The 1,515-nt window shown below is 60.3% G+C and carries 1 pseudogene; it reads right to left on the minus strand.

Going from position 1 to position 1,515, the window contains the following annotated elements:
• Positions 1 to 1,480, minus strand: a pseudogene (gene arnA / locus ADK28_RS02790) (bifunctional UDP-4-amino-4-deoxy-L-arabinose formyltransferase/UDP-glucuronic acid oxidase ArnA); the annotation flags it as partial.
• Positions 1,481 to 1,515: the final 35 nt, after the last annotated feature.

Here is a 1,515-nt window from a genome sequence, read left to right on the forward strand (position 1 = left end):
CCAGCTCGCGAATGCTCGCTTCGTTGGTCGGGTTGCCGATGTTGACGATCTGGCCGTCGCACAGGCCGTCGCGGTTCTCGATGATGCGGAACAGCGCTTCGATGCCGTCGTTGATGTCAGTGAAGCAACGTTTCTGCGCGCCGCCGTCCATCAGTTTGATCGGCGAACCTTCCACCAGATTGAGGATCAGCTGAGTGATGGCGCGGGAAGAACCGATGCGCGCAGCGTCCAGGTTATCCAGACGCGGCCCCATCCAGTTGAACGGACGGAACAGCGTGAACTTCAGGCCTTCTTTGGCGCCGTAAGCCCAGATCACCCGATCCAGCAGCTGTTTGGAGACCGAATAGATCCAGCGCTGCTTGTTGATTGGCCCGACGATCAGACGCGAATGGTCTTCGTCGAACTCTTTATCGTCGCACATGCCATACACTTCTGAGGTGGACGGGAAGATGATGCGCTTGTTGTATTTCACGCAGTCGCGAACGATCTTCAGGTTCTCTTCGAAGTCCAGCTCGAACACGCGCAACGGGTTACGGGTGTATTCGATCGGCGTCGCGATCGCCACCAGCGGCAGCACCACGTCGCATTTCTTGATGTGATACTCGATCCACTCGGAGTGGATGCTGATGTCGCCTTCCACAAAGTGGAAACGCGGGTTGTCGAGGAAGCGGCTGATGGCGTCAGAACCGATATCCAGACCGTAGATGTCGTAGCGGTCGTCGCGCAGCAGGCGCTCGGTCAGGTGGTTGCCGATGAAGCCGTTAACCCCGAGGATCAGCACGCGGGTGCGGCGTTTCATTACGGCGTTCGGCTTGGCGGCCAAACGCACGTCGGTGACGATGCCCATTTCCTGCGCCAGGCGGCTGCCCTGCACGTACAGACCGCTGTCGTTCTGACCGGCGACGATCTCCAGAGCGCCTTCGCCACAGGCGATGACCAGCGGCGAGGTGCTCAGCACGGTGCCCGGCTGTTTATCGTGTTGGGTGTCCAGCACGCGAGAGCGCCAGACAATCAGTTTGCGCTGGCCGAGGTAGCTGAACGCGCCCGGGTACGGCTCCGTGACGGCGCGCACCAGGTTATTGATCTCTTTAGCGGATTTGTGCCACAGGATCTCGCCGTCCGCCGCAGTGCGACGGCCGAAGTAGCTGGCCTGAGACTCATCCTGACGGGTGAAGGTGGCGGTGCCGTTCTTCAGTTTCGGCAGTTGCTCTTTCAACACGACCTGCGCGGCTTCCAGCACTTTTTTGTGCAGCGTCAGCGCAGTGTCGTTGTCTGCGATGGTCACTTTCTGCTGACCGACGATATCGCCGGCGTCCGGGCGTTTCACCATTTTGTGCAGCGTGGCGCCGGTTTCGGTTTCGCCATTCACCAGCGCCCAGTTCACCGGCGCGCGGCCGCGGTAACGCGGCAGCAGCGAGCCGTGCAGGTTGAAACCGCCCTGCGGCGCCAGCGACAAGATCTCGTCGCTCAGCATGTGACGGCAACGATAAACATCAGCTTATAGGCGATGGAGTG

It is taken from the genome of Serratia sp. 506_PEND (assembly GCF_001076875.1).
Lineage (GTDB): Bacteria > Pseudomonadota > Gammaproteobacteria > Enterobacterales > Enterobacteriaceae > Serratia > Serratia marcescens.